Consider the following 25,503-nt stretch of genomic DNA (forward strand, 5'->3'; position numbering starts at 1 on the left):
ATTGGCGGTGCAGCTGGGGGCGCGTTGCCCGCGTCGAACACATCGGCAACCCGCTCCTGCAACTGCTTCTTCCAGTCCGTGATCTGGTTCGGATGGACATCAAATTGCTGGGCCAACTCTGCCAGCGTCTTGTCGCCCTTAAGCGCCGCTAGTGCCACCTTTGCCTTGAATGCCGGTGAGTGTGTCCGTCGGTTTCGTTTCGTCATCTTCTGGTTCCTTGTCGCCGGCCATTATGACCGACTCACGCCCCAGCTTTTCCACTCAATGAACTGTCCGAATTTCCGGAGCCACCTCTCTCTCACTTGCTGGCGTAACTTGTCCCGCCAGGGCCGAAAAGCGTCAAGCGCGCCCACAACCCTCGTCGCGGAAATTTCACTATCGTGATCTGAACAGTGTGCGCATTTGACGCGCGACGCAAGACGTGACGAGCCAAGGCACTCGCGCTCGCATAAGGCAGCGTTTTTGCGGGATTCCGAGTGGGCAAGCGCCTGCTTGCCCACTCTGACGGCCCCGCCCACGGGCCGGCCGCGAATGCCTTGGCGACAAGGTGCTCGCGCTTGCATCAGGCAACGTTGTTTGAATGAGACCAATGCAGCCACGCCCACCCACTGCCGCGAACACCTTGACGAGGTCTACGTACCGCGCGATGAACGATTACCGAACTTAGGGCCGATCGCTGAATGCATAAACCCCGCCGAAGCAGGGTTCTGATACTTTACGCCGAGGCCGTGGATTATTGTGCGACCTTCTTGTGCGTCACATGGTGACTCACTTTACGAATGTGCTTCGTCGACTTGTGTGCAGGCGCCGGAGTCGTGGCGGTCGTGGCCGGAGCCGTAGCCGTGGCTGCTGGTGCGGTCGCAGCGGGTGCGGATGCCTGGGCGAACGCGACAGTAGCAAACAGGGATGTAATCAAGGCGGCAGCAAGCTTCTTCATTCGGAGTCTCCAGTGGTAAGGCGACGATTCATTGCGTCGTCCACTGCCATAACGCGTGGGGATGGGTTTCGTTGACGTCAGGTAAGAGGTTTTGTGAACTTGTCCCGACACCACTGCACCTTCGACGTCATTGAATCTCCTTGCCTCCGCCCGACCGCCGATACGACCACGCCAGCGGCGATCATGGCCGCGGAACGTCATGCTCATCGGTGCTGTACTTCGACGCGGGTTCCACCACGGGAAGTGGCGATGTCCACCCCGGACACGCAAAAGCGGCACTACTTGCCGGAATATTCGTTGCGTTGCTGGATGGAGAGAACCGCTAACCGAGATATCGCACGTTCGCCGAAGCGCCAAACACCTCGTTGACGATCTCGACCAGGTGATCGTGGTGACTGAGAAAGATCACCTGCATGCGCGCGGCCAGTCCCGCCAGCACGCGAAGCCCTGCCTTCGCACGCCTGTCGTCGAAATTGATGAACAGGTCATCGGCAACGAAAGGCAGCGCGGAACCACGCTCGCAATGCAGTTCGAGCGCGGCAAGACGTAACGCCAGATAGAGCTGGTCACGCGTCCCCTCACTCATGCCACTGATCTCTACGCGTTTGCCGCCCGCGCGCACGGCGGCCAGCGCCAGCGGCTGGCTGTCGTAGTCGACCGAAAGACGTTCGAACGCACCGAGCGTCAGCTCCGAAAAGATTGCGCTCGCGCGTGCCAGCATGGGGCCCTGACGACGCTCGCGATACCGGTCGACGGCCCAGCGCAGCAACGTGGACGCCGTCTCGACCTTGATGAAGCGTTCGGCCGCTTCGGCCATGGCGGCGAGCGCCTCCTGGCGTTTTGCTTCGGCAATCGCCGCATTCGCGCCGCCCGAGATCGCCGCCAGTTGCTGACGTGCCTCGGCCACCCTGGTCGCCATCTCGGCACGTGCATTGACCGAGTCCGTCAGCGCGACGCCCACACTAAGCAGATCGGCCTGGACCGTCTGCAGATCGGTCGCGTCGACTTCCCCGGCGAGTTCTTCGATGCCCAGGCCGTCGCCATCGTTGACGAGACTCCTGTGCGCCTGCCCGATGGCCGTCGCCAGTTCGCGCTTGCGGTCCGAACGCGCGATCAGCGGACGCAGCAGGTCCGGCTTGTCGACGGCGGCAAGTGCATAGAGCGGACGCAGCTGCGCTGTCGCCTCATCCACCTCCGCACGGGCGAGGCGAACGCGCTCCGACACGTCCACCAGTTCGTTCGTCAGGCGCTGGGATTCGGCCTGCACAGCCCGCGCCGACGACAGACGTCGCGAGAGTTCGATCGAAATGGCTTTCGCATCCGCTTCCGGCATCGGCACGTCGAACTTGACCGCGAGCCTGCTGGCATCTGCGGAAAAGTCCGCCAGGGCGACACGCATCGGATCGATTTGCGCGTTGCGGATTGCTGCGATTTCATCGAGCTGTTCGCGAACCGTCCTGGCGATTCCGAGCGCAGCCCCGGTCGCGGCATCCGAATCCGCGACGGCAGACAGACCCGCTTTCGTCATGGCGGCGGCCCATTGATCCTTCCAGTGACCGTGGGCATCGACGTGCGCGTCCGCCTCTCGACGCAAGCTCGCAACATCGGCCTGAGCCGCTTCGATCTGCCCGGCGAGCAGGCGCTGCGTCGTCGCCGCCTGCCTGCATTCGCTCACGTAGCGCTCGGCCATGGTGCACAAGTCTTCGAGCTCGGCCGGCAACGGGCCGCTCAGCCCCGCCTGGACAAGACAACCGGCGAGCCGTGCCCGGCACGATTCAACCTCCGCGCGTTCGCGTTCGAGTTCACCCGTGCTCTTTTCGAGTGCTGCGGAGGCCTGCAGCGCGCTTTCGCGGCGCGTGATCCACGAGGCGATATCGTCGAGCGCCATGCCCGCCAGTTGCTGTTCGGATACGACCGACGCCCAGGCCGCGTCGAAGCGCGCGAGGGCCTCTTCTGCCTCGGCAACGCGCTGGCCATGGCGCAGGGCCGTTTGCTTCGTTTCGAGAACCCGCTGTTTCAGGTTCGACAGTTCCGTCGCTTCCGTGACCGAGCCGACCTGCCGGTCGGACAGATCGTCCGCCACCGTCATTGCGGCTTCGAATTGCGGCGCGCCGTCCGCCACCGACACCGCGCCATCCCTGATCGCCGCCCATGCCGCGTCGCGGACCCCGCGCGCCTGCACAACGACCTCACCCGTCACGATCTGATGCGCCTGCTCGAACGAATCGTGTTCGGCAACGGCCAGCCGTTCGCCCTCGCGTGCTTCATCGAGACGGTCGCGTGCGCGCATGAGACGCGAGACGAGATCGTCGCGCTCGGCACGCAACGACGCGACACGTTCCGTCGATGGCAAGGTCATCGACTTCAGCGCCGGCAACGGACGGCTCCATTTGCCGAGCGCCGCAAGACTCGCATCCAGCGTGCGCTGTGCGTCGGCGGCGGCATCCGTCAACCGGCGCTGCGCGAGGTCGTTTTCCCTGTATCGTTGCCCGGAACGCAGTGCGGCCTGGACATCGTCGGGAACTTCTCCAGCGGGCAGGCTCTCCAGCTTGCGGCCAAGGTCGGCGATCTCTGCCAGCTTCTTTTCTAACGCCTGCTGTGCGTTGACGACAGACTGCTCAAGCTTGCCGCGGTCGCGCATCAGGCTCTCGACCGTATGCAACGCGAGCGCCGAGGGCACGCTATTACGCGCCACCAGTTCGTCCCGGGGCCATTCGAGTTGCACGCATGCATCGGCGACCTGACGCACGAGCAACGAAACCTGCTGCTCAAGGCGCGCGATGTCCGCTTCGTGATCACCGCATCGGTGACGCGTACTTTCCAGCGCCTCAATTTCGCTCTGGAACGCCAGCGCGGTCTGATCGATGTCCTTGTTGTCGAGCGTGCCTTGCAGTTCGCCCGCGCGCCGCAGATGCACCTCGAGCGCGCTGTCGGCTGCCGCCAGTTTTCTCAACGCGCCTTGCAGCGTGGCGTCGGCATCGTGCGGCAGATCGATCACCTCGCCCAGCGTGCGCAGCTCGGCGGTCTTCTCCCGCCACACGGCAAGATGGTGCGTGACGCGGCGAATGCGCTCCAGGCGGCTGCGTTTCAGTTCCAGCTCGCCATGCTGGCGCTCTGCGGATTGCTTGCCTTCCAGCGCGTCGTCGACTGTCTCCTGCGCAGCCCGCCAGGCGGACGTCCGGACTACGGCGGCTCTCAGTTCGGCGCTTGCGTCATCCAGTTGCTTCTGCCCGACGTAATAGGCGCGCTCGCCAGACTTGCGTTTGCTCCACAGGCGGTCGGCCTCTTGCGCGAGCCGCTCCCGCACGGGACCCAGGCTCGAGATGCCTGCCGCCGACTGGAATAGCACCTGCCCCACGTCGCTGGACGCATCAAGAATGCTCTGCCCGCCTTTGATCAGCGACGTGTGATCAAGGCAGAACATCTGTTCGAAGAACGCCTTGTCGGCCTCGCCGAGAAACGGAACGAGCGCTTCGCCCGCGAGCGGCTCGCCCGTCGGCGCGGACAGGGACGCCTTTCTCGCCTTCGACCGATGAAACGCCAGCGACTGATCCGAATGCTCGATCACCGCGCCCAGCCGCAGTTCGCTCTGAGGATGAATGAAATCCAGCGGCGAGCTGTGCGGCATGCCGAACAGCAGTTCGGTGATCGCCGTCTTGATCGTGGACTTGCCGGCTTCGTTGGGTCCGACGAGAAAGTGAAAATCGTGCGACGAGCGGGGAAACGCCACCGCTTCATCGGAGAACTTGCCGTAGCGGATCAGTTCGAGCTTGCCAATGCGCATGGTTCAGTTCGCCTTCGCCACCTGTTCAACCAGCCCGGCGCGCACTGTACGCACCAGTCCCGTCAGTTCGCCGTTGCGCACATCGAAGAGCGCCGGCACCATCTCCTGCAGTTCGGGAGGCGAATGCATCGCCAGCCCGATCAGCCGCTCTTTCAGCATCGCGAGAAACTCCGGATCGGACTCGGCTTCGACGAGCAGGTTATGCAGATCTGCGATGGCATCCGCACGATCGAGCACGGCATTACTATTGCCCAACGGGCTCGTCTCGATGCGTACTTTCTCCAGCCACAGACGGTCGTGGCTGAGACCCGCGATCTGCGCAAGCACTTCGGCGCGCAATTGCGGCTCGAGTCCGAACAGCTCGCCATGCGCCGCAGTCATTCCCGTGACCGTCACGCGGACGGCATGCGGCACCGTCGCCGACGCCGATTCCGCGAGCATCTCCAGATGGCTACCAACCGCGCGCGCGACATCGTTGAGCGTCGCGCAAGCCGAGACATCGACCTCCACCGCTTCCCAGCGCAGCACATCGACGAAGAGGCGCTCGATTTCGATCTCGCCCGAATCGTCGACCGTCACCATGACGGCGCCGCGACGCCCGGTCTCGCGGATATTGCGGCCTTGCAGATTGCCCGGGAATACGACCGTCGACCGGTCCTGCCACATCGCAAACTCGTGCACGTGCCCGAGCGCCCAGTAGTGATAGCCCTTGCCATGCAGTTCCGCCAGTGAACACGGCGCATAGCTCGCGTGTGCGGCATTGCCTTCGAGCGCCGTATGGAGCACGCCGATGTTGAAGTAGCCGGATACAGGCGCCGGGTAGCCGGCGACGAGGTTCACGGTGGTCTCCCGTTCCTTGAAGCTATGGCCGTGCAACGCGACTTTCAGCGCGTCGATCCGGAACGTCTCCGCCTTGCGTGTCGAAAACGTGCGGACGTTGTCGGGCAGTTGCAGTTGCTTCGTCATCTCGCTTTCGGCGTCGTGATTGCCGAACAGGACGAACACGGGAATCTCTGCGCGTCGCAGCCGGCCCATCTCCCTGCAGAAAAAGATGCCCGTGTTGTGGTCGCGCCAGGTTCCGTCGTACAGGTCGCCCGCGATCACCATGAAGTCGATAGATTCGTCGATGGCGGTCGTCACCAGCGACGAGAACGCCTCGCGGGTCGAATTGCGCAGCATGGCCGCGGGCGCGTCCGCATAGGCACTCAAGCCGTGAAGCGGACTGTCGAGATGAATATCCGCTGCATGGATAAACCGCATGTTCACTCCCCGATTGAACGATTCGCCGTCGACGTGCACAGCCGTGGCCCGCCGATGCCGGACGTCGATTCTAAGCGAAACGCCAACCGCGTCGATGATAGCGATGTCTCGGCACAAATCGGGCAGCTACCCCTCCCGGTCGACATCGCTTGTGATGCGCGCGCACGGGGCAGTCGCCATGATCAACGACGAGCTGACGCACGCAATGGACGCAACGCAATCGAAATGCAGGGTTACCCGGTCACTGTGGGAGGGGCCGGCGGCCGTCACCAAAGTGCCGACGTGAAGCTGACCGTTTCGTCAGCTGACGCGCAGGTCAAGGGGGGCTACGTTTTCGGCGGCACCTCGGCGCCGAACGACGGACAGCAGAAGCTTCCTTCAGGCTGACCAACGCCGCGGCCGCCGCGTTACCGCCATTTTTTGCGCGAAACATGCGCTTGCCCATTTAAGGAGTTGCAGCACAGGCAACCGTTTAAAAGGACCGCAGAAAGGTGGACGCCGAAACACATCAACGTTGTCGCCATAGGTTACGATGTCTCGAGCACCGATAGCATTAATAGAGGGGATTCGAGGAAGATTCGTGGGCACAATCCCTACGAGTCTTTGAGCAAAGGCAATCGCAAATGATGTTTCGTGGCCAGATGCTCTTTTAAAGCAGCCAGGGCCATCCCGGACAGTGCCAAGCGCATCTTGTATCTTCTGTTCTATCCGCAATTGCACACGCAGTGCATGGAGGCATCGACATGATCAAAAAAAATGCTGCGGCCATGTGGATCCTGATTGCGATGTTGGTCGGCATCGCGATCGGTTATATGATTTTCACCAGCTTTCCGGACAGGAAGGTTGTCACGGAGATCGCGGGCTACATCTCGCTTGTGTCGGACGTGTTCCTGCGCCTGATCAAGATGGTCATCGGCCCGCTCGTGTTCTCCACGCTGGTTGTCGGCATCGCGCACATGGGCGACGCGGCTTCAGTCGGACGGGTGTTCGCCAAGTCCCTAGCCTGGTTCGTGACCGCGTCGCTGATTTCGCTGCTCCTCGGCCTGTTCATGTCCAATTTGCTCAGGCCCGGCGATAACCTCGGACTGCCGCTGCCCGACATCGGCGCATCGCCCAACCTCGCGACTTCCAAGTTTACGCTCAAGGACTTCATCGGCCACATGGTGCCCAGGTCCTTCGCCGAATCGATGGCCAACAACGAGATCCTGCAGATCGTCGTGTTCTCGATGTTCTTCGGCGTCGCGCTCGCGGCCTTGGGCGAAAAGGGCAAGATCCTGGTGGCCGCTATCGACCAGCTCTCTCACGTCATGCTCAAGATCACCGGCTACGTGATGAAGCTCGCGCCGCTGGCCGTGCTGGCCGCGATGGCCGCCACCGTCGCGGTTAACGGGCTGTCGATCCTGCTGAAGTTCGCGGTCTTCATGGGCGACTTCTACCTCAGCCTTTTCCTGCTGTGGGCGCTACTCACGGCCGCGGGCCTGCTATTTCTCGGGCCGCGCGTGTTCAGGTTGCTGGCGCTCATCAAGGAGGCGTTCATGCTCTCGTTCGCGACCGCCAGCTCCGAGGCCGCGTATCCGAAGATCCTCGACGCGCTCGACCGTTTCGGAGTAAAACGCAAGATCTCCAGCTTTGTAATGCCGATGGGCTACTCGTTCAACCTGGACGGCTCGATGATGTATTGCACCTTCGCGTCGCTGTTCATCGCTCAGGCGTACAACATCCACCTCTCGCTGGGCACGCAGATCACGATGCTGCTGGTCCTGATGCTGACGTCCAAAGGCATGGCTGGCGTGCCGCGCGCGTCGCTGGTGGTGATCGCCGCCACGCTGCACCAGTTCGGCATCCCCGAGGCGGGGCTGCTGCTGATCCTCGGCGTGGACACCTTCCTGGACATGGGCCGTTCGGCCACAAACGCAGTGGGCAATTCCATTGCGAGCGCGGTGGTTGCGAAGTGGGAACGTGAGCTGATGTCGGAATCCGAAGCTGCCGCCAACGCGGCACGCATTGACGCCGAGCTCGAAGCCACGCTCGCGCATCCGGCCGATGTGATGGGGACCGGGCCATGATGACGCAGCGATTTTGGGCAGCGCTGGCGCTGACGGGACTGCTGGCCGCCGGCTCCGCGGTATGGGCGCAGGATGAAGCGCAGTCGTCACGCCCCGTCGCTGGCGACTCCGCGCCGGCTGCGCTGACGGGAACGCTCGCCAAGGTGCGCAACACGGGCACCATCGCACTCGGCTACCGCGAGGCTTCCGTGCCATTTTCCTATCTTAGTGCGCGAAGGGAGCCGATCGGCTATTCCATTGAGCTGTGCAAGTCGCTGGTTTCCGCGATCGAGGACGCGATCAATCGAAGCGTGACCATCCAGTGGGTGCCCGTCACTCCCGAAACCCGCATCGACCTGGTGGTCAGCGGCCGCGTCGACCTGGAATGCGGGTCCACCACCAGCAACCTGGAGCGCCAGAAGCGCGTGGCCTTCTCGCCGGTCATCTTCGTGGCAGGCACCAAGGTGATGGTGAAAAAGGGCTCGCCGATCAGCTCGTTTCGCGACCTGGCTGGCAGAAAGGTGGCGGTGACGGCTGGTACCACCAACGAGAACGTGATGCGCGTGCTGGACCAGAAGTTCAAGCTCGGAATCAAGCTGCAACTTGTGCCTGACCATGCGCAGGGTTTCGCGCAGGTGGCGGGCGGCGAAGCTGACGCGTTCGCCACCGATGACGTGCTGCTGTACGGGCTGATCGCCGAGAGTGCCGGGAAGGGCAGCGAGTATCAGGTTGTGGGTGACTATCTCTCCTACGACCCTTACGGCATCATGTTCCGCAAGGACGACCCAGAGCTCGCGCAGGTAGTGAAGGACGCCTTCCAGGAGCTCGCAGCGGACGGCGAAATTGAGCGTCAATACAAGCGCTGGTTCTTGCGCCGCCTGCCGTCGGGCACGAGTCTCAACCTGCCGATGAGCCAGCAGCTGGAGAGCATCATCCAGACGATGGCAGGCGGCGAGGCGGAGTGAGCGTCGCGCTTGTTGCTGGGCGAAGGGCTTTGAGGAACACGGCTGGGTGAGCACACAAACTGGAAGTGTCTGTTCCGGCGACGCCGGGAGACGGCTCCGCACTGACGTCTCCCGGAATATCGGCTTTCGCTTTTCTCTCCGAAGACTATCTGCCGAGCGACGAATGTCGCCGACGCAGAGTCAGTCTCGCCAGCGCGGTTTGGGGACGATTCTGATTCGAGCCTGTTGGCAGGAGCAGAACTGGGCGCTGTCAGCTTTACCGAGCCGTCAACAAGTGCGTGGCGACTTCCAATAGCGCAGATGTGAAGCCGATCGCCATCGCACCTTGCCACATCAGGTCAATGGAAAGCAGCAGCCCTGGTAACCACACCGCGCCTGTAAACGAACCGGCCAAGAGCACCGCACCAGAAAGTACGCTGACCGAGCCGGACGCGATAATCCAACTCTCACCGCAGACCGGGCGTAGGGTGACGCTCGACCAGACGCGCAGCCCCCCAGACAAGATCAACATGATGGCGAATGCAAGCGCAGGCGTTGTGGCGGAAAACGCGGAGTTGCCGACAGCGACCAAAATCGACCCTGACACGGTATAGAAGATCGTGCTTACAATTAGCAAGCCGAATCCACAGAATATGAACCACATCACGAATTGCGCCACGGCTCCCGCCAACATGCACATCGCGATCAGGCGTAGCGGGACCGCGGTCGCCGTCTGCAAGTTCGTGAGAGCGAGCATGCCAAGAACCACAAGCAACGCTCCAAATACCGGGAGCCATTTCCACTTTGTATCGATCTCATTTCTGACCATGTCCATTGCAGGCTCCTAACGGTGGCGCACTGCGGCACATGATTCACGATCGCGCGCGCACTTTCTTAACCTAGTGGCCACCAGCAGATGCGTTTGACCCGGATGCGCGGCAGGCCCTGCCGTGAACGACAGGGTCTGCCGCGCATCCGGGTCAAAGAGTTCTGAAATCACATGGCTTACCTCCTGTCGCGGCGGTATCAGGCCGCTCCTGACCTGCGAGAGCACATCCGGCGGCAGCCAGGTAGCCAGCACGGTCCGCTCGCCATAGGAGACATGCGGGTAATTCGCTTTCATCAGATCGCTCCATCCATAGGTAATCGAATGAAAGGGGCTTCTCCTGCTGCTGCTGGCGTTGATGAAGGCTCGACACTCCATCATGGCACTTTGATGCCGATTCGCGGCTTCCGCCGCAGCCTCGGGGCCGGGAAATCCTTTCATCCGATTGCCCACGGGTCCCTTTCTTCGGTGTCGATTTCAATCGGATCGCATCGCGTCGCTGTTCGATCCCGACGAACGATTCGACGGCCACCTGTTTGGTCAAACATCGCGTGGTTCGCTTCCAAGGAGCCTCGCGACACCGCCCCTGAACGGCGCGCCAAACGTCTCCATATTTAGTTTCAGACTCTATGGCGATACAGCGGACCATGCGTCATTATTGGCACACCCTGTGCGAATAGACCAGCGAGCGCAAACGATCGTCCTGTGCAATCAGTCTGCGAGCCACATTGATACGGCTTCGCTGGAACCCGTCTTTTCAGATAAGCCGGTGCGTCGTCTGCGCACTGGACCAGCTCGATGCACTGCTCGTGGGCGCTACTGGTCTGATCGTGGCAGGGGAATGGTCGTCAACGCGCGATGCACTATGCCGTTGGTGGAAGGGCCGATCGCGCGTAGCACACCCATTGCTGTCTCGCGCCAGGCTTCACTCGATTGTGAGAGAGCCCACGCTTTGGCGCGCTCTCCAGGTGGTGCGCCGCGCGGCGATCGGCCCGTCGCTGATCATGACGGGCTGGAGATCCTGCATCACGCGCACCTCGCGGAACAGACGAGCGTGAAAAACTTGGATATGCGGACGCGATCGCGAACATCCGCGCAGCGCTCGGCGGGAACCTTGATCAGGCCAGTGCGTTTTTCGAGCAATCGTTGATCGCGCAAGCAGCGATGCCCGGACCGAACGACATCTTCTGGCTGTCGTCGATGATCTTCATCGTGATCAATTCGCCAATCTGTCTGACAGAGCCGTGCGAGGGCGGCGGCGGTGCTACTGCCCACCTTCGCGAATCGTCAGAGCATTCTTCACGGACGTAACGCCAGAAACGCCCTTCGCTATCGAGCCCGCCTTTTCGATCTGTGTCGGATCGGTGACGGTTCCGGCGAGCGTCACGGCGCCGCCTTTCGCCAGTACGTTAATGCCCGTAGTATCGATACCGCCCTTCGAAAGCGCCTGAGCAACTTTTTTGCTCAATGCCCGATTTGCCTTCCTGACGGCAGACTTCGACGTGCCTTGCGTTGCCGTCGACGCGGCGGCAGATTCGCTTCCCTGCGCCCACGCATTGACGGAAGCGACAACAATCAATGCGGCACCAGCCAGCTTGAGTGTTCTGATTGCGTCCATTCTCTGCTCCACTATCGATAATCTAAGGGAAACCCTCTCCTGGATCTCGACGTATCGCCAGTTCAAAAGCGTTCACTCGCATGGGTAGCCGTTTGCTCCAGCGCTCGGCTGTTTAACGATTAATGAATCGCCCGCCCGAGATTTTTCCCGCTTTCTCGAAGGAACACAATTCCAATTGTGGTAATCCCTCGAACTGTGCAAAATCTGGCGGTGACATCGCGCAAACCGCTTGCAGCAAGGCCGCGTGATGTCACAGTTCTGGTGCAGGCGACAGACTCTCAAGTCATTGATTGGTCCGTGTTTCTTCGTGCAAGCCGCCATAAATTGCATGATTCGAACGATTACCCCGATGCGGTCGAGCTGGATCAATCATCCTAGACGTAGAGGCACGACCACGCGCGACTTTCAGTGCAATCCTGTCAGGCGACCCGCATCGAACGGAATGCATAGTCTGAAAATTTCGGCACGCCGCGTTTATCGGGCACAACCACGTCGCCGTCCAGCGACCCACATCATCATTATCATCCGGGACGTGAGCGGTTTTTATGTCAAGCACTCGGCCTCCCCTTCCCCGCACCGCCTGCTTGGCATAGGTACGACCGCTGCTGGCCGCCTGTACGCGCACTCGCCGACTGCTCCATATGGACAATGCCGATCCGAGATTCCCGCCAAAGGCGACGGTGGTAATAGGAGACCGCGCCAGCTCGAGGGCCCTGCGCGTCATTCCGGCGCTGCGCGTGATTTCTTTCACGCCTAAAAAGCTCGAGCAACGTTGCTGAGCGCTAACTGGCACCCCCGCGGATCGCTTGCTTCAAAGGTCTGATCGAGGTAATGCCGGATGGTCTCATCGTCGGTCAGGCGGTCCGAATTTCTTTAGCTTCGCTGTGGTTCAAATGACAAAGCCCGCGATGCCAATGAAGGCTGCACGCGGGCCTGGTGCCGAGCACAGGGTGTCAATGAATCTCATCGTCATTGCTCTCCAGCAACGCTGGAATATCACGCTTGCCATTGAGCACGCGCCCGATTTCGACATGAGCCTCGCGCTCAATGTAGAAGATCAGGTGCGGATAGCGATCAAGCGGCCCGTCATTTGCGAGAAGTACGCACGCGAGCGCGCAACGATTCGAAGTAGTCGGCGTCGACAGGTGCTGCGAGGCCTGACGTCGCGCCTTGCAAGATCATCGCGCGCAGACGCTTGCGATCCTGGTCCTTTCGGATCAGTTCGCGGACGTACTCGCTGCTCGTGCCGTAGCCGCCCTCGCCGACCTGTTCGTCGACGTACTCCTTCAGCGAATCTGGCAGGGAAATGTTCATCGTGCTCATGCAAACCACTCTATCACTCCTTGGCAAATTTTGCCAAACTGCACCGCCGGTAGCCTTCCGGTGTATTGAATCGAATGTGCAGCGTCCCTATGGACGGCGTCCGCTGTCATGTCGTGACGCATGCAGCAATTCCGCGTGCAATCAAACGTCAGGGGCGGCCCGGGCGTCAATTATCCATATGGCGCTGAGGTGTCGGACCATGTTGCGGCCCTGACGTCAGGCGAGAACTGTGCCGAAGGTCTTGTTCCGCCCGCCGGCCTTCGCGCTGTATACGCCGCGGTGAAGTGATGCCCGGGACGAGCATGTCGCAAATATGCCATGCGAGCCGGGCCGCAGTGACGCTTTTCAGGACCGCGGCGTAGATGGGAAGGGTCCGATGCAACGTGGTCGGAATGAAATGCTCCATCCGGTCGTTTTAGATCGACGAGACTCTACTACACCTTTCCACCACCGTTGATCCCGCTTCCACTTCGCCATACCTGCTTTCCTCGTTCGGAAAGTTCGCCGCAACTATGCTCCGCGTCGGCCTCCGTCCCTTCTATCGCCATTTCACCGCCTGCCTGTTCCTGTGCCTTTTGCTTCTGCTTGTGCCTCGCTGCCACGGCTTCATCGTGCGACCTGCCTGCGTAATTCAGGGTCATCTCGCCACCTCCTTCAAAAACCAGTCTCAGCACCCTGCCAATCTGCCCAGCGCGTGTCATTTCGCTAACGGCAATCCCAAATGCCTGCGTAGCCTGTCTAATACATGATGTTCGTCCAGCCAGCGGATCTCCTGTTTCCGCTGGAGGCTGCGCCTGTACCGTCGCAGCGACACGCCGAACATCAGCGCCAGCCCCACCGCGATGCCCCACATTGGGTACGTCATATCATCCTTTTCAATCTGTTCCCGGTTTACATCTGGCGACGGGTTACGCGGTAGAGAAATAGCACTCGCGTACCTCATCGCTTTCAAAAACCGGATGTTGCGTCATTCAGTGCCTATGACGCATCCAGTCCCGGATCGGATGCGTATCTAACCAACGGGCAAGCGGCTCGTCCTTGTATTCCCGCCTGTACCGTGCCGCTGCAAATATCGCGACGCACAGCACCACCGCCATCCCCACTACAAGACTGATCATTGCCTGACTCATGGCAGCCTCCTTTGAGGTCGTAACCATGCTTGTATTTTAGGTGACCATAGAAATATCATCGGACATCATCTTCATCCACTGATCCATGGTTTTCAAACCCGCTTTTCTCACAGGTGGAGACTAAAGTACAGACGCGACGCTACTCAGCGTGACCAGGGATGACGTCGATAGCGGCATGGCCGGGAGTCTCCGCGACGTGGCAGGCCCAGCGACGGGAAAGAATATGCCCGCCGATGTGGGATGCAGATCCACATGAATCTCGAAGCCGCGGTAGGCGCTTGCCCGAAACGCCGCGAACGCCGGCCGTCCGTTCACCCCCTTCCGGGGCGCAATGCACGGCGAAGTCCACAAGCTTTGCCGGGCCGGAGGAGTTGCTTATCGCGGCATCGGCAGCATCTCGTCCGCGGGCCATCAATACCCGTCTAAATACGTGGCGCGTTGTTGCGCGGATCAAATGTCTGCCAGCATCGCTACATACGCCTCAAGTCAGGCCGCGACGTCCATCGCGCTGTACGGCTGGGGTACGCCGATGTCACTGACATATCCTCTGCAGTATCGCGAGGGAATGTTCATGGCCCGACGGAATGTGATTGCCAGGTGCGCAACGACGCGATATACCCCTCGCTCGTGGTAGACATGCCAGGCTGTTTTCGTCGATCGGGGAACTCAGACCGAACGACAATATGTCGATGGGCAAAGCCACAGATCGCTTGCAGCGGATCGCGGCCGGGTGATGATTTGCCGAAAAGCTGCCACGCAACATTCGACAACAAGTCGGTCTCGCAATACCGGCTACCTGGCAGAAACACCATACATCCGTCGGGCAATTCCTCGACCGGATGCTGGTGACGGTAGGGCTCTCTCGCCTCGAGGCTGACGGGAGATTTCATGCAACGCGCTCGTCGACATCTCGATTCGATCTGGCGACGCGACGAGCCAGCTACGGAGGTTACCGAAACCAACTCGGTACTGCGGGATGGATGGCCATGGGTGGATCGACGACCTCGATGGGTTTATAGGCTTCGACCTCTCGGAGCACGTCCACAAGGTTTTCCGTGCTCACTCCCATGAGTCCCCTCCGCGTCGATGGTCGGGACCAGTGCGGTCAAAATACCAAATCTATCTCTCACAAGTCGCATTGGGATTTTCAACGCGTGCCGCTATGCGATAGATCTACCGTCGCCAATGGGCTGCCTGCGAAAGGGTCTTGACTCCAATCAACATTCGGACATGCCGCGGGCACCGATTGCGCCGCGCCGTTTATGGCGAAATGTTCGAGTGATTGGCCCGCGCTGATGGCCTGCTTAAGCCATTGAGGCATCTCTCCATCGCCCGACCACGTTTCTCCGGTGGCACTGCGATATCTTGCCGGCTTCTGCTGGATCTGGTCCTGGGCTATTGCTGCTGCGACGTCGTCAAGCTCGATTCCGAATTCGGCCATTCTACGGCGCAGGTAAGCGACGATGCTGTCGCGCTTTCGCTCGTCCATTAGGTTTCCTCTTTCAATTATGTTGCGCGAGGTGTCTCCGTGCCTCCGCAACCCCTGTGCCTTCAGAATACCACTACTAATTCGATGCTCATATGGTCTACCGCTCAATAGCCTTTTTCTCTGGCCATGTGGCATAGTGCGGCCATTACTGACAACGGGGAGAAAACACAATGCCAACACTCTAGAAAGTCCAAGCTCAGCTTACACAGCTGCAGGCTCAGGCAGAAGCGCTGGTTAAAAAGCAGTCGTCCGGCGCAATCGCGAAAATTCCGGACATTACGGAGAAGCATGGTTTGACCACGGCCGACATTGAGGCGCACCTGGGCGGCAGGAAACGTGGCCACAAGCCCGGCTCGAAGCATGCAAGCAAGTCGGCCAGCACCGTCAGGACGAAGTCTTCCGCCGGTGCGACGGGCAAATTGCCACCTAAGTACCGTGATCCGAAGACTGGCGCCACATGGAGCGGTCATGCACGTCCGCCCCAGTGGATCGCTCGCGCAAAGGACCGGACGAAGTTTTTGATTGCAGGAGCGGGCGCAGGGGTGCCGAAGGCTGCGGCTGTCAATAAGGCCGCACCGGCCAAGAAATCGACCGCAAAGAATGCTTCCGCGAAGAAGATTGCGAACACGAAGGTCCCGGCGGCGAAGGGTGCACCGGCTGCCAGGAAAGCGACGGCCAGGAAGCACGCAGTCAAAGAAGCTCCGGTCAAGAAGCCAGCGGTGAAGAAAGCGCCGGCGAAGAAGGCTGCTGTCAAAACTGTGCCGCCAGAAAACACTCCAACGCCGATTGCGACGAACGCAGAGTGACATGGGTGGCGTAGTTTCCCATGGGCGGGACTGCGGTGTCGTCCCCCTCGAATCAGTACCTCGACCGGCAGCCAGCGAGCCTGAGCTGTTTATTGCTGGCACTGAACGGCACGTCTTAGTCTCCTTCCGCATTGACCATTCGGACGCGGCGATCCGAACACTTTGGGATAAGGGCGCCGTTCCGTGTGTTGCTTTTCCCGCGTTCGTCTTCGCATGCTCATACACAGGAGGACGTTGCGGCGCGACCATTGGCAGCCAACGGGCGGCTCGAGAATCGCGAGCAGGGAGCGTTGAATTCCAGCGCCATCATTGAGCCATCGTGTACCGATCCGACCGCTGCCCATTGAGCGTCACTTCGTGATTGATTTTCGTGCATTGCGGAGTATTGCTTTGTTGCAGGCGTATACGGCTCGGGTGCCGTCGCGGCGCGTGAAGCGTTCATGCTCTGTCGATAGGGACCCGTAGGAACGGCACGACGGATGCGGAGAGGCGTCGAACGTTAAGCCACACGAATTGACGGCAAGGAGGCCATTCGAGGATTTCTCAGGACGATGGGGGGTCTTTCTTCGCGACTAATGCATCGAAGGCTTCCCGCGCATCCTTCAGTTCCTGCATGGCCGCAGCAAACCGCGCAAGTTCCAGGGTCGACGGCTGTTCATCGAGACCCTGCGCGCAGTGCGCTTCGAGCCGTAGCGATGCCGCCTGTACTTCGTGCGCAGCGCTCACTACGCGCTCGAGGGCCGACGCTTCCGCCGAAGCTGTATTTTCTTTCATTGTCGCTCCCTGCGAACCAACTCATCTACCGTGCAAACGCCTCAGCGAAGGTCGAACCGTTGTTTCCCCGATGCCCGGGATGCACTGATTGCAACACTACGTTGCGTTCGGCAACTTCACAACTTCACGGGTGGTGTGCGGCGAAGCAGCATTATCTGCCTGCAAAGTCTGCGATGATCAGGATTTTCGATACTCATCGCACCTTTTGCGTTGACGTCGCAGTAGCGACGCTTCGCCCCCCTTTTCGCTCAGGTGAATTGATTGGCGAAAGAAAACCTGCTCGAACTCGACGGAATTGTCGACGAAGTTCTTGTACATCACGTGGCCTATCGCGTTCCACGAAGGCGATGAAGCGCATGATCTCGGCCCGAACGCGTGTCCGACCGTCGACCCAGCGATGAAACACCATTCCTTGAATGGGCTGCAAGCAGCACCAGATAATCATTGTGCAGTAATGCTGCACCATCCGTTGCAGACGGCGTATTGTCCGAAAAGGTGATGCGTGCGCTTGCCACCGAACCGCTTCACCAGGTCCTTGCGATTGCTGGATGGCAAACAATCTGCATTCCAAATCATATAGACGGCTACTCTTCAAAGATTGGTCGCTGCGCTTCTACACGGGAACCGAACTTGGGGTGATCGTTCTTTTCGCAGCTAAAGTACGCATGCCCCATCCAGGACGCGCTACCAGAACGCCCTGCATTCCTTGACCCGATCGGCTCGGCGCTTTTTTGCTCGACTTCCCCCCAAACCTGACAAACTGTACCCGTCGCATTGCATCGCACAACGTCGTCCTGTACCATCGATAATGCCTCAAGCTGCGTACACCGGATCCCCGCGAGGCATCCCGGCCTCGACTGTCCATGCATCAGTCCATGATTCCGTTCGCAACCCGGCAGGCAGATTGACCTGCCGCCATGCCTGCGACGATCGTCGGTCCACCTGTCGAGGAGCATGTATTGGCAAATCCTGATCGGGACGATTCCACACCACCCGTAATCACGGTGACGTCAAAAGCCGGCCGCCGCCTGTCCAGCGGAATAACCCGGGCCGTCGCGACACCTGCGGACAAAGAGTCGATGGCGCACCAGGACGAAGAGCGTCAACGCCAGATGCGCGCGCTGATCGCGCTTGGTCGTGAGCGCGGCTACCTTACCCACGCGGACATCGACGATCACCTGCCCGACAACTTTACGCACACTGCGGCGTTGGACGCCATCGTCAGCACGTTCAGTGACATGGGTGTGGCCGTGTACGAGCAGGAGCCGGACCCGGAGACGCTCCTGCTGAACGACGGCACGCCGGCCGTGGCATCGGACGATCAGGCGGACGAGGAAGCGGAAGCTGCACTGGCGACCGTCGATTCGGAGTTCGGCCGCACCACTGATCCGGTCCGGATGTACATGCGTGAAATGGGCGTCAGCGAACTGCTGACGCGCGCCGGCGAAATCGAGATAGCGAAACGCATCGAAGACAGCTTGCAGGATATGATCCAGGCAATCGCCGCGTGTCCGTCGATCGTGTCCATGATTCTTGCCGATGTGGACCGCGTCGTTGCCGGCGAACTGCGTATCGACGAACTCGTCGATGGCATCAGCGACGGCACACACGAAAGCGGGACGACACCGGCGTTCGACGAAGATGACGTGGAAGCACACCCTTCCAGCGACGACCTGGACGGCGACGACGTCGAAACAGACGCCGAGGATGCAGACAAGGCGAACGAAGCCCGTCTTGAACAGCTCAAAAACGACAGCCTCGCGGTTTTCGCCCGCGTGCGGACGCTGTTCGAGCGGTTGCCGGATGCGCCGGATATGGGGAAGGCCCGTTCCGCTGCCGTTGCGCAGATGCGCTCGGAAATCCAGCGCGAACTGGCGCCGATCCGCTTTACGGCCAGAACCATCGACCGCCTGTGCGCTCGTGTGCACGAACAGGTTACCGAGGTTCGGGCGATCGAGCACGGCATCCTGCAGATCGCCGTCGACCGGTGCGGCGTACCACGCGAGACATTTGTCGAGTCGTTCCCGGGCCACGAGACTGACCTTGAATGGGCCAGCCACACGGCGGCGACCTCGCAGCAGTTCGGCGCGGCGCTGGAGCGACATTTGCCGGCTATCCGGGCCGGGCAGCAGAAACTCATTGACATCGAGGCCATGGTCTCGCTACCGCTCCAGCAGCTCAAGCAGATCAACCGCCAGATGATAGCCGCGGAGTCGAAAATGCGGCAGGCCAAGCGGGAGATGATCGAGGCGAATCTTCGTCTTGTCATTTCAATTGCCAAGAAATACCTGAATCGTGGCATGCAGTTCCTGGATCTGATCCAGGAAGGCAATATCGGCCTGATGAAGGCAGTGGACAAATTCGAATACCGACGCGGCTGGAAGTTCTCGACCTACGCCACATGGTGGGTCCGTCAGGCCGTATCGCGAGCGCTTGCCGATCAGGCGCGGACCATCCGTGTGCCGGTACACATGATCGACATGGTCAACAAGCTGAACCGGATTTCACGTGAAATCCTGCAACAGACGGGGATGGCACCGCTGCCTGCTGTGCTTGCTGGGCGCATGGAAATGTCCGAGGAGAAGGTGCGCCGTATCCTCAGGATCGCAAGGCAACCTGTCTCGCTCGAGACCCCGGTGGGCGACGATGCCGGCTCGACGATCGGTGACATGATCGAGGACGTTTCTGCAGGTTCACCCGCCGAGGCCGCGATCCACGCGAAATTGCGCGCCGCGATAGATGAGGCGCTCGACGCGCTGTCGCCGCGGGAGGCCAAGGTGCTGCGGATGCGATACGGGCTCGATACGATCTCTGAGCACACGCTTGAAGAGGTCGGCAAGCAGTTCGACGTGTCCCGAGAACGGATCCGTCAGATTGAAGGCAAGGCGATTCGCAAACTGGCGCATCCCCGCTGCTCGGACAGGTTAAAGCCCTTTCTCGAGCGTTGAGCAGAGCCGGGCACGTCACCTTTTGAGGGGCAACTCCCGATCCCCAACGATCACGCATCGGCCCGATCGCTGTTGTGAAAGGACGCGTTCGCGAAGCGAAAAACTTACAGTGGCTTGATGCTGGCGGCCTGATTCCCCTTGGGGGCCCTGCTTGACTTCAAAGCCGACCTTCCGGCTCTCCTGAAGTGAGTTGAAGCCGCTTCCCTGAACCTCGGAACAGTGGGCAAACAGGTCTTCACCGCCGTCATCCGGCTTGATGAACCCGAAACCCTTCTCTTCGTTAAACCGCTTGACGGTACCTGTTGCGATGTTCTGAATACTCCAGGGAGACTGGTCGTAGATTTGCAGATTACACCCGAGCCTGCACCAGACTGCGGTCATCTTCAAACGAATCGTCGCCGACAATGCATTTCTTCCCAAGTGTCCGGCGACCTTTACCGGAACGCCTCGACCGTATGGCGCGCAGCTTTCTCCGGCGTTGGCGCTGCCCCAGCCTGCCTATCGTGACTGTCTTCCAGCGATCATCGTACCTCGACATCGCCGGGCCCCACAGTGACAGGCATACCGTTCGCGAAGTGCCTTTGATATCTTTTCATCGCTAACCAGAGCATAATCGATGCTCAATTCTTCACCGGCGTCAATCTTGCGACGGGCACGAATCAAGATTATCTGTCCGTCCAGCTTTGGTACGCAATTAGGATTGCATGAATGTTTAATCCATCGTGCGCTATTGCCACCGACGGCACCGTCGATGACGCAACCATCTCCGATATCGAAAAGGAAGGTTTGGTCCGGTTGCGCAAGATCCCGGGGACGGCCGCTCATTGCGGCTTCCCGTGGGACCCGTTTTCCCTTGTACTCGCAGATCAGTTCCCCGCTCACGATCGTCACGGTCGCGAACACGCCTTTAGGGGTAATCGTCCTTTTCGTGCGAAAAATGGCGGTAGCAGAGCGCCGAACCGACTGAAGCAAGGCTTTGCAAATAAGTGAGTCGCGACAGATCGAGCGATTTCCAAGTCATTGATAACGCGCCCTTTTTCGTTCCTAACCGCCAGAATTCGGACCAAAAGGACGATTACCCCAAGGTCGAAGCAGGCAACGCCCTGGTCCAGATGGGTTCGCGCGGGGCCAGGCCCACCGAGATAGAACGATGACGTTCCCAGTACGATATGCGACTGTCCCAGCAGGCCCGGGTCGTCCGCGCTCTCGGTCAGAGCGAGCAGTCTTTCACCCAGTTCGTATGCCATCCTGTGTTCTGCGCGTAGCGAAAAGGACGTTCGCAGTCCCAACGTCGCCATAAAAAGCTGCCGCAATGGACGAAATTCACATCATCTTCTTAGCAGTTCCTATAGCCCTCCTTCTTGGCGTCGTAATAGGCACGGTCATCGAAGACGTGCTGGGTTAGGCACCTCAGTTAACGGCGGCACTTTAAACAAGGAGTCAATCAATGAAGAAGGCTTTTACGCGGGCTCTCATGAAGCGATGGCCACAAGACGCAGACCCGGGACAGCCGTAATGAACCGAACTCAATCCGCGGCCCCGATCTCGTCCTGGAAGTTGATGCAATCATCGATGAACGTTCGCGCTCGTCGCTCTCCGTATAAGAAAGCAGCTGCGGGCGACAAGAAATTAAGTTGCTCCGGGAGGCTCACGACTGGCGTCGCGAGCGGGTCTGAGGAAAAGATCGACCAGGAGACCGAATACCGAAGGTCCGTGCCGTAGATCGAATCGATATTGTTGGTTGTCACACGGACGTCAATGCTGAAACCGCGATACGGCGTGCAAGACTAGGTTTGCATGGTGGTTCCATTTCCGATTCGCCGGGCGGTATGCGAGACGAACCGACAGCTTACTCCCCATTCTGGAAAAGGTCTCAGAACGACGTGAAGCCTTCTTTTCAACCGTTCGGCATCGGCCGACGAAGATATATGGGACAACGGCAACCATGACCGAACAGAAGGAACTCGCGCCGTGCCCATTCTTCGGCGCCGCCCCGGAGCAGGTGCAAGAAGATCAAATCATCGACATATCTAACCGACTTCGAGGGATCCGTACGCGCGCCTTATCCGGATTGGCTCTCACACCACTGGATCGCCCAACGCTGCGCCGCTTCGATAGCGGCCGCATCGGAGGGGTAATCGCCGAGATCACCCGAATACTTCACTTCTACGGCTTCGCCGCCTGCCGGGTCGCGCCGATAAATCTTCGCGCGGGCGTAGTAGCGGCCACCTTCATCGAGAGGCGACGCGTCGATGTGAAACTCCCTGTAGCCGAGCTGCATGGTCGTCTCCGTAAAGCTGTTTTATTCGTCATCGAGCTGGATAAGCTGCGGGCTTCCCGTCGCGTCTGGACCTGCGTTCACCAGCCTGTTTCGGTAGTTACAGTCACGACAAGTGAAAAAGAATCCCCTTTCGTCGGTTTGGGCTTCGATTTCACCGAAGGCAATCCGCGCATTGCAGTTTCGACAGGTCCACACGGCAATCTCCGGCGCCGCTTTCGTCTCTTCGGCGGTTGCCGCGGTTCTGATGGTCGGCGCGGCAATTCAGGTCTCCTGTTCTTTAAGCAGCTTGTTAGCGAGGGCACGCGCTGCCTCTCGCGCCTGATCCTCACTTAGGAATTCGATTTCGGTTTCGCGCGGATGATCCGATTCAGGCTCGGCTCCCACCTCCCGCAGATGAACGACGCCGCGATACGAGCCGGCCACAGTCTTTATCACACGGACTCGTGCGATGTGCGTGTGCGTTGCGTAGATCTCGTCTTCCACCACGATCTCCAATTCCCTTCTCAAGGAATCGTAGCATGAGTCAATGGATTGACCGCTGCCACTTCGGTGACCGCCCCAACACGATGCGCACCTTGGCCGTCGCCGGCGTCAAGGTTCAGACGATCGTCACGCTCGTGAACTCATGCACGTTGCAGGTCATCGACAGAAATCGTGGGATGACGGCCGTCCACGATGGATCGCCCCATTTCATATCCCGCTTCACGAGCCTGGGCCTCACTTTCATAGAGATCGAACTCGAGCGACTGGAAGGCTCTTGTGAGATACCCATGCCGCAGATCAACACCGGGACGACAAACGTAGCCGGAAAACCTGAATCGACCATTCGGACCAACCGGCGTGCCAAAGGCATGGTTGATCAATATCGGCATGACGTTGATCTCGAAGCCGTCGTACTGGATGCTGTCCCACATGGGCACCTCCTCCCAATTCTTTTCTGCAAGCGATTCACTAGCGCACACCATCGGTTCTATTTATCGTTTGATATGCTGATCAAACCGTCGATGAAGACATGCGCTCGGCGTTCGCCGTACGAAAAAGCCGAGTCCCATGACAAGAAGGCGAACTGCTCAGGAAGACTGTCGATCGAACTTGCGGTCGTTTCAGTCGAGGCTATTGACCAGGAAACAGAGTATCGACGCTCTTGTCCGTTACGCGAGACGGTGTTGCTGGTTATGACACGGACGTCAACGTTGAAACCCCGATATGGCGCGCAGGACTGGGTATTCATGGAAGCCCCCATTCAGAGACTGCTGAGAATGGATTTCGCATTCCCCGTGCCTGCCCGAGGACCTCCGCCGACTCGCGCAATGCAATCAACCGCAAGGACAACGACAATGAGCCAAAATCAACCGAAGCGCCGCACGCCCAGGCAGATTCTGTTTGAACCACAGCTGAGGGTCGACGCGATCGACTGCGCAAGCGTGTCGGCTACCGAGGGACGCGCCAGGTCACTGGCTCGCAACGACAGCGATTGCTTCACCCTATCGCGGCATTCGCACAGCCAAAAGCCTGATCAGGGAACGCGTGAAATGTGTGGATTTACGTCGTAGTAGAACAGGACCCGTGACGCCGCGTGGCCAAACTAGCCACGCGTCAACGCGGACTTGGGATGAACGTCGTAACCAGACGCATATGCAGCGTGCACCCATCCGGATAAAGAAACACACGCATACCGGACACATCGCCCGGCATCTTTGGCGGTTCCGCATTTACTCTGCTAATGAACTCTTCAGGCGATATACGACGCTTCGTCACGAGGAACTCCTTGAATCTCACACGGAATACCAGCATGAGCGAGAACAGCGAGAGCGAATGGACCAGTCTCGCGTTCGAGGTCCGTCCGATTTACAGAGCAAGCACTCTTTTCGCTTCAGCCTCGGCAAAGGCCAGAGCTTCGGCCTCGGTAGGCATCGGCCGACCACAACCACGCCCCGTGGTTTGACCAACGATGATTCCGTGCCGCGTCGTCTGGACGCGAATATAGCCTTTAAACATGCCGCCCGGTGCGGGCATAACGCACGCCTCGACGGTCTTGCTTCCCTTCGTCTCTTTGAACGCCATGATCCCTCCACAGGTGGATGCAAATCCTAGCACGACCGAAGCGGCACAGGGAGTGACCGAAACAACAAAAATCCAAGGTATCGAATGAAAATCCGACTTGATGAATGGCTGATACGCGAGTTCGATCCGCCGCCGGCGATCCGTACAGCCCGTATCTGGGCCAAGACCGCCCGCGCCGGTCAAGGTCGGCCGTTCCTACTACGTCGAGGAACGCGCCGTGTTCCGCGACGGCGTCCAGAAGCCGCGTCTCGTTCATCGGGCTTTCGGCCATGGCAGCTAGACCGCGAATCCGGCGCCGTGCGAGCTGCCCGGAAAGCCTGCACGAGCCGCGGCCGGGCTACTACGTTTGGCGTAATCCGGTCACCAAGAAAACAAATCGATCGGGTACGTTCCTATCGAACAAGCGATCTTCGACGTGCTCGAGGTCAACGCAAAGGTGAATGAAATCATTCTGACCAAGCGCCTGATCGATCGCATGAACGAAGGACAAGAAACAATAGCCGACCTGCGCCAAGATGCCGACCACTGGCGTAAAACCAGCCACGATCACCGCACGACGGCATCAGGACAAGGTGATCCGTGAAGCCCTTGGACATATCAAATGCACCGAGCTCACGACGAAGCACGTTGCTGAATTGCTCGAGGAAATTGAAGCACGTGGGAAGATGCAGTGGGCGGTTCACGTACGGAGCCGGATGATGGCTGTGTGCCGCCGAGGGATCGCTCTCGGCGGGCTGGACAAAAACCCAGCAGATGCGACCGAGCGAGCGATGGTCAAGGTCAAGCGGAAACGAATGACACTCGATGTCTTCAACGCGACGCTGGAACAGGCCCCGACTGTCGCGCCGTGGCTCCGGAACGCCATGCTGCTTGCGCTAATCTCAGGTCAAGCCCTATCGAGCATCGGCCGCTGAGAGCGTGCGTCCATCAAGAATGGCGTGTCGACGGTGACACGAGCGAAAACAGGCGTCTCAATCGCTAAGTGTTCCTGGGCAACTGATTTGAATTTCGCTATCCTGGCGCCTTCGTGATGCCGGGATAGTGAATGAAGTGTGTCGTAGAGCTGAGTGAAGCTGAGAAAATTACATTGCAACAGCTGTCGATCAATCACAAGCATCGGGATATACGCACGCGAGCGGCGGGCCTGCTGATGCTTGGGCGCAAGATCAAGCCAAAGGCCATCGCAGAGCAGCTCGGCGTGAGCGGCCAATCGGTTTATAACTGGTCCCACGCGTGGCGCGACAGCGGGGTGTGCGGCCTGACAGGCGGTCACT

The 25,503-nt window shown here is 59.7% G+C and carries 28 protein-coding genes and 1 pseudogene; 9 read left to right on the forward strand and 20 right to left on the reverse strand.

Features of this window, described 5'->3' with window-relative positions:
• The 4 genes from GCT13_RS40900 to GCT13_RS40915 all read right to left on the reverse strand — a co-directional run.
• Positions 1-206, reverse strand: a 206-nt coding sequence (locus tag GCT13_RS40900; protein ID WP_152767547.1) for a transposase, incomplete at its 3' end; no start/stop codon positions are given.
• A gap of 527 nt (positions 207-733) precedes the next feature.
• The gene (locus tag GCT13_RS40905) at positions 734-937 is read right to left on the reverse strand and encodes a hypothetical protein (RefSeq protein ID WP_152767548.1); all 204 of its coding nucleotides are present in this window, start codon (positions 935-937) and stop codon (positions 734-736) included.
• 322 nt (positions 938-1,259) lie between these two features.
• Positions 1,260-4,721, reverse strand: a complete 3,462-nt coding sequence (locus GCT13_RS40910) for an ATP-binding protein (RefSeq protein WP_152767549.1) — start codon at positions 4,719-4,721, stop codon at positions 1,260-1,262.
• Positions 4,722-4,724: 3 nt separating this feature from the next.
• Entirely contained in the window at positions 4,725-5,981 is a 1,257-nt protein-coding gene (locus tag GCT13_RS40915; RefSeq protein ID WP_152767550.1) for a metallophosphoesterase family protein, read from the reverse strand.
• Here GCT13_RS40915 and GCT13_RS40920 point away from each other — a divergent pair.
• The 3 genes from GCT13_RS40920 to GCT13_RS40930 all read left to right on the forward strand — a co-directional run bounded on the left by GCT13_RS40920 (position 5,967) and on the right by GCT13_RS40930 (position 8,991).
• Entirely contained in the window at positions 5,967-6,368 is a 402-nt protein-coding gene (locus GCT13_RS40920; RefSeq protein WP_152767551.1) for a hypothetical protein, read from the forward strand. The two genes, GCT13_RS40915 and GCT13_RS40920, sit on opposite strands and share 15 nt — an antisense overlap.
• Before the next feature lie 356 nt (positions 6,369-6,724).
• The gene (locus tag GCT13_RS40925) at positions 6,725-8,047 is read left to right on the forward strand and encodes a dicarboxylate/amino acid:cation symporter (protein ID WP_152767552.1); all 1,323 of its coding nucleotides are present in this window, start codon (positions 6,725-6,727) and stop codon (positions 8,045-8,047) included.
• Complete coding sequence (locus tag GCT13_RS40930; protein WP_152767553.1) at positions 8,044-8,991, forward strand: amino acid ABC transporter substrate-binding protein; 948 nt, start codon at positions 8,044-8,046, stop codon at positions 8,989-8,991. Before GCT13_RS40925 ends, GCT13_RS40930 begins: the two co-directional genes overlap by 4 nt.
• Positions 8,992-9,247: 256 nt before the next feature.
• On the opposite strand, the gene GCT13_RS40935 is transcribed toward GCT13_RS40930, so the two are convergent.
• From GCT13_RS40935 to GCT13_RS40975, 9 genes are all read right to left on the reverse strand, one after another.
• Entirely contained in the window at positions 9,248-9,805 is a 558-nt protein-coding gene (locus GCT13_RS40935; protein WP_152767554.1) for a DUF308 domain-containing protein, read from the reverse strand.
• 9 nt (positions 9,806-9,814) lie between these two features.
• Complete coding sequence (locus tag GCT13_RS40940) at positions 9,815-10,237, reverse strand: hypothetical protein (RefSeq protein WP_152767555.1); 423 nt, start codon at positions 10,235-10,237, stop codon at positions 9,815-9,817.
• 823 nt (positions 10,238-11,060) lie between these two features.
• Entirely contained in the window at positions 11,061-11,414 is a 354-nt protein-coding gene (locus GCT13_RS40950; RefSeq protein ID WP_152767569.1) for a BON domain-containing protein, read from the reverse strand.
• Between the two features lie 1,086 nt (positions 11,415-12,500).
• Positions 12,501-12,737, reverse strand: coding sequence for a type II toxin-antitoxin system ParD family antitoxin (locus tag GCT13_RS40960; RefSeq protein WP_152767556.1), 237 nt, complete (start codon positions 12,735-12,737; stop codon positions 12,501-12,503).
• Positions 12,738-13,171: 434 nt separating this feature from the next.
• Positions 13,172-13,378 carry a hypothetical protein gene (locus GCT13_RS40965; protein WP_152767557.1) on the reverse strand — a complete coding sequence of 69 codons (207 nt, stop codon included), beginning with the start codon at positions 13,376-13,378 and terminating at the stop codon, positions 13,172-13,174.
• Positions 13,379-13,708: 330 nt separating this feature from the next.
• Positions 13,709-13,867, reverse strand: coding sequence for a hypothetical protein (locus GCT13_RS48815; RefSeq protein WP_193727898.1), 159 nt, complete (start codon positions 13,865-13,867; stop codon positions 13,709-13,711).
• A gap of 486 nt (positions 13,868-14,353) precedes the next feature.
• A complete protein-coding gene (locus GCT13_RS51015) occupies positions 14,354-14,464 on the reverse strand; it encodes a hypothetical protein (protein ID WP_321574954.1) in 111 nt (36 codons plus the stop codon).
• Complete coding sequence (locus GCT13_RS51020; RefSeq protein WP_321574953.1) at positions 14,437-14,757, reverse strand: hypothetical protein; 321 nt, start codon at positions 14,755-14,757, stop codon at positions 14,437-14,439. Before GCT13_RS51020 ends, GCT13_RS51015 begins: the two co-directional genes overlap by 28 nt.
• A 257-nt stretch (positions 14,758-15,014) precedes the next feature.
• The gene (locus GCT13_RS40975) at positions 15,015-15,356 is read right to left on the reverse strand and encodes an H-NS histone family protein (RefSeq protein WP_152767558.1); all 342 of its coding nucleotides are present in this window, start codon (positions 15,354-15,356) and stop codon (positions 15,015-15,017) included.
• Positions 15,357-15,649: 293 nt separating this feature from the next.
• Between GCT13_RS40975 and GCT13_RS40980 the strand changes: the two genes are divergently transcribed.
• Positions 15,650-16,162, forward strand: a complete 513-nt coding sequence (locus GCT13_RS40980) for an H-NS family nucleoid-associated regulatory protein (protein ID WP_407670931.1) — start codon at positions 15,650-15,652, stop codon at positions 16,160-16,162.
• A 543-nt stretch (positions 16,163-16,705) separates the two neighbouring features.
• Here the strand turns inward: GCT13_RS40980 and GCT13_RS40985 are convergent.
• Positions 16,706-16,936, reverse strand: a complete 231-nt coding sequence (locus GCT13_RS40985; protein WP_152767559.1) for a hypothetical protein — start codon at positions 16,934-16,936, stop codon at positions 16,706-16,708.
• 917 nt (positions 16,937-17,853) lie between these two features.
• On the opposite strand from GCT13_RS40985, the gene rpoD reads away from it, so the two are divergent.
• Entirely contained in the window at positions 17,854-19,884 is a 2,031-nt protein-coding gene (gene rpoD, locus GCT13_RS40990) for an RNA polymerase sigma factor RpoD (protein ID WP_152767560.1), read from the forward strand.
• A 104-nt stretch (positions 19,885-19,988) separates the two neighbouring features.
• Here rpoD and GCT13_RS50020 read toward each other — a convergent pair.
• The 6 genes and pseudogenes from GCT13_RS50020 to GCT13_RS50035 form a co-directional block, all read right to left on the reverse strand.
• Positions 19,989-20,193: pseudogene (locus tag GCT13_RS50020) on the reverse strand (cold-shock protein).
• 189 nt (positions 20,194-20,382) lie between these two features.
• The gene (locus tag GCT13_RS41000) at positions 20,383-20,787 is read right to left on the reverse strand and encodes an SET domain-containing protein (protein ID WP_321574955.1); all 405 of its coding nucleotides are present in this window, start codon (positions 20,785-20,787) and stop codon (positions 20,383-20,385) included.
• A 1,159-nt stretch (positions 20,788-21,946) separates the two neighbouring features.
• Positions 21,947-22,165, reverse strand: a complete 219-nt coding sequence (locus GCT13_RS50025; protein ID WP_152767562.1) for a hypothetical protein — start codon at positions 22,163-22,165, stop codon at positions 21,947-21,949.
• Positions 22,166-22,426: 261 nt separating this feature from the next.
• On the reverse strand, positions 22,427-22,648 hold the full coding sequence (locus GCT13_RS50030; RefSeq protein WP_227747268.1) for a hypothetical protein: 222 nt from the start codon (positions 22,646-22,648) through the stop codon (positions 22,427-22,429).
• 140 nt (positions 22,649-22,788) lie between these two features.
• On the reverse strand, positions 22,789-23,079 hold the full coding sequence (locus GCT13_RS41020) for a hypothetical protein (RefSeq protein ID WP_152767564.1): 291 nt from the start codon (positions 23,077-23,079) through the stop codon (positions 22,789-22,791).
• Between the two features lie 934 nt (positions 23,080-24,013).
• Positions 24,014-24,412, reverse strand: coding sequence for a hypothetical protein (locus tag GCT13_RS50035; RefSeq protein ID WP_227747269.1), 399 nt, complete (start codon positions 24,410-24,412; stop codon positions 24,014-24,016).
• Here GCT13_RS50035 and GCT13_RS51025 point away from each other — a divergent pair.
• From GCT13_RS51025 to GCT13_RS41055, 4 genes are all read left to right on the forward strand, one after another.
• Positions 24,354-24,509 carry an excisionase gene (locus tag GCT13_RS51025; RefSeq protein ID WP_321574957.1) on the forward strand — a complete coding sequence of 52 codons (156 nt, stop codon included), beginning with the start codon at positions 24,354-24,356 and terminating at the stop codon, positions 24,507-24,509. The two genes, GCT13_RS50035 and GCT13_RS51025, sit on opposite strands and share 59 nt — an antisense overlap.
• Positions 24,510-24,644: 135 nt before the next feature.
• The gene (locus GCT13_RS48825) at positions 24,645-24,812 is read left to right on the forward strand and encodes a hypothetical protein (RefSeq protein WP_193727900.1); all 168 of its coding nucleotides are present in this window, start codon (positions 24,645-24,647) and stop codon (positions 24,810-24,812) included.
• Positions 24,802-25,143, forward strand: a complete 342-nt coding sequence (locus GCT13_RS41050) for a phage integrase central domain-containing protein (protein WP_152767568.1) — start codon at positions 24,802-24,804, stop codon at positions 25,141-25,143. Before GCT13_RS48825 ends, GCT13_RS41050 begins: the two co-directional genes overlap by 11 nt.
• Positions 25,144-25,316: 173 nt before the next feature.
• Positions 25,317-25,503: helix-turn-helix domain-containing protein (locus tag GCT13_RS41055; protein ID WP_227747270.1), on the forward strand; the 187-nt coding region annotated here is incomplete at its 3' end.

The sequence above is a fragment of the Paraburkholderia franconis genome (assembly GCF_009362735.1).
Classification (GTDB): domain Bacteria; phylum Pseudomonadota; class Gammaproteobacteria; order Burkholderiales; family Burkholderiaceae; genus Paraburkholderia; species Paraburkholderia franconis.

Excerpts from the sequence above, each read along its gene's own strand:
- GCT13_RS40905 (WP_152767548.1), bottom strand. The coding sequence starts at position 937 with ATGAAGAAGCTTGCTGCCGCCTTGATTACATCCCTGTTTGCTACTGTC.
- GCT13_RS40910 (WP_152767549.1), bottom strand. The coding sequence starts at position 4,721 with ATGCGCATTGGCAAGCTCGAACTGATCCGCTACGGCAAGTTCTCCGAT.
- GCT13_RS40920 (WP_152767551.1), top strand. The coding sequence starts at position 5,967 with ATGGATAAACCGCATGTTCACTCCCCGATTGAACGATTCGCCGTCGAC.
- GCT13_RS40915 (WP_152767550.1), bottom strand. The coding sequence starts at position 5,981 with ATGCGGTTTATCCATGCAGCGGATATTCATCTCGACAGTCCGCTTCAC.
- GCT13_RS40925 (WP_152767552.1), top strand. The coding sequence starts at position 6,725 with ATGATCAAAAAAAATGCTGCGGCCATGTGGATCCTGATTGCGATGTTG.
- GCT13_RS40930 (WP_152767553.1), top strand. The coding sequence starts at position 8,044 with ATGATGACGCAGCGATTTTGGGCAGCGCTGGCGCTGACGGGACTGCTG.
- GCT13_RS40935 (WP_152767554.1), bottom strand. The coding sequence starts at position 9,805 with ATGGACATGGTCAGAAATGAGATCGATACAAAGTGGAAATGGCTCCCG.
- GCT13_RS40940 (WP_152767555.1), bottom strand. The coding sequence starts at position 10,237 with ATGAAAGGATTTCCCGGCCCCGAGGCTGCGGCGGAAGCCGCGAATCGG.
- GCT13_RS40950 (WP_152767569.1), bottom strand. The coding sequence starts at position 11,414 with ATGGACGCAATCAGAACACTCAAGCTGGCTGGTGCCGCATTGATTGTT.
- GCT13_RS40960 (WP_152767556.1), bottom strand. The coding sequence starts at position 12,737 with ATGAGCACGATGAACATTTCCCTGCCAGATTCGCTGAAGGAGTACGTC.
- GCT13_RS40965 (WP_152767557.1), bottom strand. The coding sequence starts at position 13,378 with ATGACCCTGAATTACGCAGGCAGGTCGCACGATGAAGCCGTGGCAGCG.
- GCT13_RS48815 (WP_193727898.1), bottom strand. The coding sequence starts at position 13,867 with ATGAGTCAGGCAATGATCAGTCTTGTAGTGGGGATGGCGGTGGTGCTG.
- GCT13_RS51020 (WP_321574953.1), bottom strand. The coding sequence starts at position 14,757 with ATGAAATCTCCCGTCAGCCTCGAGGCGAGAGAGCCCTACCGTCACCAG.
- GCT13_RS40975 (WP_152767558.1), bottom strand. The coding sequence starts at position 15,356 with ATGGACGAGCGAAAGCGCGACAGCATCGTCGCTTACCTGCGCCGTAGA.
- GCT13_RS40985 (WP_152767559.1), bottom strand. The coding sequence starts at position 16,936 with ATGAAAGAAAATACAGCTTCGGCGGAAGCGTCGGCCCTCGAGCGCGTA.
- rpoD (WP_152767560.1), top strand. The coding sequence starts at position 17,854 with ATGCCTGCGACGATCGTCGGTCCACCTGTCGAGGAGCATGTATTGGCA.
- GCT13_RS50025 (WP_152767562.1), bottom strand. The coding sequence starts at position 22,165 with ATGCAGCTCGGCTACAGGGAGTTTCACATCGACGCGTCGCCTCTCGAT.
- GCT13_RS41020 (WP_152767564.1), bottom strand. The coding sequence starts at position 23,079 with ATGTGGGACAGCATCCAGTACGACGGCTTCGAGATCAACGTCATGCCG.